The 7,165-nt window shown below is 54.1% G+C and carries 9 protein-coding genes; all 9 read left to right on the forward strand.

Annotation, left to right across the window (positions count from 1 at the left end; translation table 11 throughout):
• Positions 1–1,251 (forward strand): RNA polymerase sigma factor (locus tag AAH187_RS05655; protein WP_342347464.1); only part of this gene is annotated, 1,251 nt, incomplete at its 5' end.
• A 222-nt stretch (positions 1,252–1,473) separates the two neighbouring features.
• Positions 1,474–1,860 carry a YciI family protein gene (locus AAH187_RS05660; protein WP_342347465.1) on the forward strand — a complete coding sequence of 129 codons (387 nt, stop codon included), beginning with the start codon at positions 1,474–1,476 and terminating at the stop codon, positions 1,858–1,860.
• A gap of 78 nt (positions 1,861–1,938) precedes the next feature.
• On the forward strand, positions 1,939–2,163 hold the full coding sequence (locus tag AAH187_RS05665; protein WP_342347466.1) for a hypothetical protein: 225 nt from the start codon (positions 1,939–1,941) through the stop codon (positions 2,161–2,163).
• Between the two features lie 467 nt (positions 2,164–2,630).
• Entirely contained in the window at positions 2,631–3,212 is a 582-nt protein-coding gene (locus tag AAH187_RS05670) for a class I SAM-dependent methyltransferase (RefSeq protein ID WP_342347467.1), read from the forward strand.
• A gap of 127 nt (positions 3,213–3,339) precedes the next feature.
• Complete coding sequence (locus AAH187_RS05675) at positions 3,340–3,765, forward strand: YciI family protein (RefSeq protein WP_342347468.1); 426 nt, start codon at positions 3,340–3,342, stop codon at positions 3,763–3,765.
• Positions 3,766–3,814: 49 nt separating this feature from the next.
• Complete coding sequence (locus tag AAH187_RS05680) at positions 3,815–4,414, forward strand: DUF1579 domain-containing protein (protein WP_342347469.1); 600 nt, start codon at positions 3,815–3,817, stop codon at positions 4,412–4,414.
• A gap of 123 nt (positions 4,415–4,537) precedes the next feature.
• Positions 4,538–4,894, forward strand: a complete 357-nt coding sequence (locus AAH187_RS05685; protein WP_342347470.1) for a YciI family protein — start codon at positions 4,538–4,540, stop codon at positions 4,892–4,894.
• Positions 4,895–5,296: 402 nt separating this feature from the next.
• Positions 5,297–6,484, forward strand: a complete 1,188-nt coding sequence (locus tag AAH187_RS05690; RefSeq protein WP_342347471.1) for an exo-alpha-sialidase — start codon at positions 5,297–5,299, stop codon at positions 6,482–6,484.
• Positions 6,481–6,783, forward strand: a complete 303-nt coding sequence (locus tag AAH187_RS05695; RefSeq protein ID WP_342347472.1) for a MoaD/ThiS family protein — start codon at positions 6,481–6,483, stop codon at positions 6,781–6,783. Before AAH187_RS05690 ends, AAH187_RS05695 begins: the two co-directional genes overlap by 4 nt.
• The last annotated feature ends 382 nt before the right edge of the window (positions 6,784–7,165 follow it).

A 7,165-nucleotide genomic window follows, 5' to 3' on the forward strand; every position in this document is an offset into this window, starting at 1 on the left:
AGACCGACCAAACTGGTGCGGGAGGCGGTGGAGGAAGTGTACCGCACTGAATCGCGCCGGATTCTCGCCACCTTGATCCGCCTTCTTGGAGACTTTGATGCCGCCGAGGAAGCTCTGCACGAAGCCTTTGCGGTCGCAGTCGAACAATGGACCAGGGATGGTATCCCGGCCAATCCGCGAGCCTGGCTTGTGTCGACCGGTCGTTTCAAGGCGATCGATGGAATGCGGCGACGGACCAGGTTTGACGCCTCGCTCGCAGAACTCGCCACACAGTTGGAATCCAGCATTGATGACGTTCAAGAAAATTCGGATGACAGTATCGCCGATGACCGGCTGCGTTTAATCTTTACCTGCTGTCATCCGGCTCTTTCGTCTGAGGCCCAGGTGGCAATGACGCTCCGGGAAGTTTGTGGACTCACGACCGAAGAAATCGCGAAAGCCTTTCTCACGTCCCCACCCACGGTGGCTCAGCGAATCGTTCGGGCTAAAGCCAAAATTCGCAAGGCACGAATACCCTATGAGGTGCCTTCGGAGACATCTTTGCCCGACCGTCTGGATGCGGTGCTTCGGGTGATCTACCTCATATTTAACGAAGGATACTCTGCCTCTTCAGGGGAATCACTCACCCGCCATGACCTCTCCGCTGAGGCCATCCGACTGGGACGATTACTATTGGAATTACTGCCGGACACGGAAGCGATGGGACTCCTGGCTTTAATGCTGCTCCATGACTCCCGCCGCGCCGCACGCATCTCCCGAACGGGAGACCTGATTCTGCTTGAGGACCAGGATCGTTCGTTGTGGAACCGGGATCAGATCGCAGAGGGGGCAACCCTGGTAGGACAGGCGTTTGCTTCCGGCCAGGTCGGCCCTTATACCATCCAAGCTGCGATCTCCGGAGTGCATTCCCGGGCTACACACCCCACGGACACGGACTGGAATCAAATCGTGTCACTCTACGACCTGTTGATGCAGGCGTCTCCTTCCTCCATTGTTGAACTGAATCGTGCGGTCGCGTTAGCCATGCGCGACGGTCCATTGGCGGGTCTCAATCTCATCGACTCGGTCCTCCGGCGAGGAGAATTGTCCAACTATCATTTGGCACATGCCGCACGAGCAGACTTTTGCCGGCGACTGGGCCGAACTGCGGAAGCCAAGGCCGCCTATGAACGGGCCCTCGGCCTCACTCAGCAGAAACCGGAAAGGCGATTTCTTCAACAACGGCTGGCCGGGTTGGAAGATCATAGGTAATCCCCCCTATTCCTACCAATAGATAGCACCAGGCGTATTCCCGATTTTTAGGGACCGGGCCAAGGTCACCCACAACAGCTTGTTGGGAACTTTTGGAAAATTTCTATTCCTAGAGTACTAGCCTACCCGGCAAAGCCCATGAGACCCCATTGTCGAATTTGATCTTCATGAACGACTAACTGACAACAAAACCAATTCACCACTTACCGGAGGTCGGAAGTCATGAAATATCTTCTCTTTTGTTGCCACGAGGAAAAGAAGCTGGACAGCCTGCCCAAAAGCGAATGTGATGCTCTCATGAACGAAACGTGGGCCTACTGCGAGAAACTCAAGAAAAGCGGCCACCTCATTTCGGCGGAGCCCCTTGAGCCAATCCAGATGGCCATGACCGTGCGGGTCCGCAATGGCGAAATGTCGGTCACCGACGGTCCATTTGCGGAAACAAAAGAACAGATCGGCGGGTTCTTCCTCATTGACGCCAGGGACATCAATCAGGCTGTTCAGATTGCCTCCAAGTTTCCATCAGTACGCCTCGGGAGCATGGAGGTTCGTCCGGTTGAAGACATGCAACAACCAGGGACAAAATCGGAATCTTGTCAGGATGTTTAGAAATTTCATGAGGATCAAAGATATCGGGGAAGGTCGATCCGGTCACTCCCGACAAAACCAATTGATAGAGGCTTTCACATGAAATACTTGTTGTTGGTTCACCATAACGAGGATGCATTCGGTAAAATGAGTGAGACCACACGCAAGGAGATGCTTGAGAAATCCGTGCAACTCACACACCAGCTCCACTCCAAGCGACAGTATCTGAGTGCGTCGCCGCTTCATCCCCCATCGACGGCCCTCATCGCTCGGGGGCGGGAAGGCAAGCCGTTGGTGAGACGGTCCATTCATGGAGACACGTGAGCAACTCGCGGGTTACTTCCTGATCGACGCCAAGGATCTCGACTAGGCGAGTAGTATCGCCGTTCGGGTCCCAGGGGCACGCATCGGAACCGTCGAGATCCGTCCCTTCATCAGGATTTCCGGCCTGCCAACTGGCTAATCTCTGTGCCAATAGTTCAGTCCTTTCCGGTCGTGGATGACATCATCAGACATCGCCATGGCGTATGGGCCAGGAGAAAGAGCGACAAGGAGGCCCTCCATTTCCTGAATTCTGCTCCTGAAAAACGCTTTGTTCTTTCACGACATGTCCGTTCCCGAGTCTTGACGAGTATTCTCGATGTGTTGTCCAATTTCCTTATCAACTCAACCTAGATACGGTGTGAGACAAATTCCAGAGGTGATCTATGACAAGGCGGTCGATTTGGCAACTTATTGTGACATTCCTACCGCTTATATGCTGGGGCTGTTCAAGTTTTGCACATGAGTCCATGAACCATATTGGACGGGATGCCTGGCAGCAACCGAAGGCCGTCCTTGAATCCTTAAATATTCTCCCTGGCGCGCACGTGGCGGACCTGGGTGCCGGTGGCGGGTATTTCACCTTTCGGTTTGCCGAAGAAGTTGGTCCGACGGGGAAAGTGTACGCGGTCGACATCGACCGCGATGCCTTGAACGTCATCACCCAATACTCCCGAGTAAAAGGGATTGCCAACGTAGAAGTGGTGCTGGCGACAGAGAGCGATCCGCGCTTGCCGGAAGATCAGATCGATCTGATCTTTATCTGTAATACCGTTCATCATCTCCAAAACAGACTCGCCTATTTCCGTAATGTGGCTCGGTATCTGAGATCAAAAGGGCGAATCGCCATTATCGATAACTCACCAACGGGTTTCGCATGGCTGTTTGGTCAAAAGACGTCCAAAGAGAGAATCCAAAAGGAGATGGAGGAAGCAGGCTATCGGCTGACCGCCAACTTTACCTATTTGTCAAAGCAGCATTTTCAGATATTTCACCGTAAACAACCAAGAAAAGAAGGGGAGGAGCTGATTCGGTCAGGCGACTCACCATGAAACTCATTCAAATGACCTGTCGATTTCCTAGCCTATCGGCGACTAATAGGTATAACCCGGGTCCACCCAGCCGAACCAACCCGGAAACCCGACACTTAACGCGAAAAATCGCAAAGGAGATACCACGATGAGGTTTATGATTATCGTGAAAGCCACCAAAGACTCGGAAGCGGGCGTGATGCCGAGCGAGCAACTGCTCAGGGAGATGGGCAAATTCAACGAGGAACTGGTCAAAGCCGGCATCATGCTGGCAGGCGAAGGACTCCACCCGAGTTCAAAAGGCGCACGCGTCAGTTTCTCGGGAAAGAAGCGGACGATGATCGACGGCCCGTTTGTCGAGACCAAGGAACTGATCGCCGGCTTCTGGCTATGGCAGGTGAAGTCAAAAGAAGAGGCCGTCGAATGGGTGAAACGCTGCCCCAATCCTCATAACGAGGGCGGGGAGATAGAAATTCGCCAGGTGTTCGAGGCGGAGGACTTCGGTGCCGAATTTACGCCTGAGCTAAGGGAGCAAGAAGAACGCTTGCGCAACAGATTGTCCGAGCGGAGGTAATGATTGGGATAACCGTTCACTTCCATCAGTCAACCACAAGGAGGCATTTATGCGTCTGACAATTATCACTTTCTCCTGTTTGTGCCTTTTCATAGCGGTATCCCCAGCTCTGGCTGCGGACACGAATGCTGAAAAACCGATGGACCCGCAGGCGATGATGGAGATGTACAAAAAACTAGCCACCCCGGGGGAACCGCACAAGTTGTTTGCCAGCCTGGCCGGGAACTGGACGACCAAAACCAAATCCTGGATGGAACCAGACAAGCCCCCGATGGAATCCACCGGCTCGGCGGAAATGAAGATGTTGCTGGACGGGCGTTTTCTCAAACAGAAATTCACGGGAGAAATGATGGGCCAACCTTACTCCGGGATTGGAATCGACGCCTATGACAACGTTCGAAAAAAATACGTTACGGCCTGGATCGATACGATGGGCACCGGAATCTTCATGATGGAAGGCACGGCAAGCGCCGATGGCAAGACGATTACGATGCAAGGTCAGCATGAGGAACCGGGAGGAGGCCAGATGACGCATCGAGCGGTCTGGACGATTGTCGACGACAATACACAAACGTTTGTCATGTACGGAGCCCACCACGAGGGCAAGGAAATGAAGATGATGGAGATCATCTATACCAGAAAGCAGTAGCGGCACAAGTTGCGGGACGAATCAACCTTCCTTTGCTATCTGGACATCGGTCCCCCTTTTGTATTGCAAATATTGAGGCTCATTTGAGAATTGGCGTTGACTCATTCTGATGGAGGAATTCAGATGAAATACATGCTGTTGATTTACGGGACCGATCAAGCATGGGACGAAGCCGGACGTGAAAAGTGTTACAAGGAATCCACGGAGCTTGCACACCGCCTCAAAGCTGAAGGGAAATATCTGGCAGCTGCTCCCCTGCATCCTGTCACTATGGCGACCAGTATCCGCATACGAGACGGCAAACGGCTCATCACCGATGGTCCGTTTGCCGAAACGCGAGAACAACTGGGCGGATACTTCCTCATCGAAGCCAAGGATCTGGATGAGGCGACGAACATCGCCACACAGATTCCAGGGGCACGGGTGGGAACGGTCGAAATCCGGCCTGTCCTCGAGATCGGGGGTCTACCGACGGATTAGTCTCCCAAGAAAAGGAAAAGTACCTGTCGATTTCGCCTGGACAGTGGGCTGGCTGAAAGACAAGTATGGTCTGTCATGGCAAATCGTTCCCACCGTGCTGGATGGGATGATGCAAGACAACGATCCTGAGAAAACAAATCGAGTCATGAACGCCATACTTCAAATGGACAAGATTGACATCAACCGCCTCCAGCAGGCCTATGCGCAAGCATAAGGCACCAGGATGCTCTCGCGATGGTCACCCCAATCTATTCGGGGACAACCTGCAGACCCGCACCATTGCGGAATGAACGTTTCAGAAATGGACACATTCAAGTCGTGCCGGGTTCAGACTGAACAAGGTCTCATTGGTAAAAAAAATGTTTTTCGATGATTATCATAATTTTCAGAAAGGAGTGGTCTATGAGTGGAGTACGCGTGTTGGTTGGAACACGTAAGGGTGCGTTCGTACTGACATCGGACGGTGAGCGTAAACAGTGGAATGTGAGCGAGCCAAACTTTGGCGGCTGGGAGCTGTATCACGTCAAAGGATCCCCCACCGATCCGAACCGTCTATATGCATCGCAGTCCAGCAGCTGGTTCGGGCAGATCATTCAACGTTCGGATGATGGCGGCAGAACCTGGTTTCAACCGGGGACGCCACCCGGTGAACCGACGACCACTCCAGACGGCACACCCAAGGGAGAGAGCAACAAATTTGTCTACGACAGCTCACCTGAAACAGGCAAACCCCTCACCACCCATCAGTGGTACGACGGCTCCCAACGTCCTTGGGAGTTTAAGCGCGTGTGGCACCTCGAACCGTCACTGACAGATCCGGATACCGTATACGCCGGAGTGGAAGATGCCGCCTTGTTTCGCTCGACCAATGGCGGTCAATCGTGGCAAGAGGTTCCTGGCCTTCGCGAGGCCAAAGGACACCTGTGGCAACCGGGTGCCGGCGGAATGTGCCTGCATACTATCCTCCTTGATCCAAGTGATCCCCAACGAATCTTCGTCGCAATTTCCGCGGCCGGCACTTTTCGTACCGATGACGGCGGCAAGACGTGGCGTCCGGTTAACCGCGGACTACAATCCCAGTATGAGCTTCCTGACCCGAATGCCGAGGTCGGCCATTGCGTGCACTGTATCGCCAAACACCCGTCGCGCCCCAATGTGCTGTTCATGCAAAAACACTGGGACGTGATGCGCAGTGACGATGGGGGCGAGTCATGGCACGAAATCAGCGGGGACCTGCCCTCCGATTTCGGATTTCCCATTGCCGTACACGCGCACGAGCCGGAGACCATCTATGTGGTACCGATCAAAAGCGACTCTGAACATTATCCGCCAGAGGGAAAACTGCGTATTTACCGCAGTCGGACAGGCGGAAACGAGTGGGAAGCGTTGACGAAAGGGTTGCCGCAACAGGACTGCTACGTCAATATCCTTCGAGACGCGATGGCCGTGGATTCGCTCGACCCCTGCGGCATCTATGTCGGCACAACAGGCGGGCAGGTCTATGCATCGGCCGATTCGGGAAACAGCTGGGCACCCATTGTTCGGGATCTGCCCCCGGTGCTATCCGTCGAAGTCCAGGCGTTGCCATGATCAGTATTCGGGTTGTCCTGCCAGCGCATCTCCGGACACTCGCACGCATCAATGGCGAGGTGATACTGGAAATTGAGAATCAGGCCACACAACAATCCATCCTCAACGCCCTCGAAGCCCGCTATCCCATGTTACGCGGGACGATCCGTGACCAGGTGACACGACAGCGCCGACCGTTCATCAGATTCTTTGCGTGCGAACAGGATCTTTCCCATGAACATCCAGATGCTCCGTTACCGGACGCAGTAACGAAAGGCGAAGAACCCTTTCTCATTGTTGGAGCCATGGCGGGGGGCTAAGAGCCTGTCGGACTTAGGATGAATCGGCGGGACGCTCAGCCTCCCGGCCAAAGAGTGACCTTTGGCCGGAGCAAGGCTACCGTTTCACTTGGCGTCGTGGAAAATGATCCCGACAGTATAGCGTTGGCCTGAGCGAACACGGCTGACTCCATGACGGAGACTCACCCGATACCAGCCGCGTGTCCCGCACACAGGCCGATGATGCACCGCGAACAAAACGCCATCGCCTTGTCGGAGCGGTACAACTATCGGCCGCGATTGCATCCGTGGTCGCTGCTCGGTCATCACAAATTCCCCAACCGTGAAGTTGGCCTAATGGTCAGATAAGAGAATGGCAAGCTGAAGCGGGAACACATGTTGGCCATATAGGTCCTGATGCAGA

Origin of the sequence: uncultured Nitrospira sp. (assembly GCA_902500695.1) — a bacterium.
Taxonomy (GTDB): Bacteria; Nitrospirota; Nitrospiria; order Nitrospirales; family UBA8639; genus Nitrospira_E.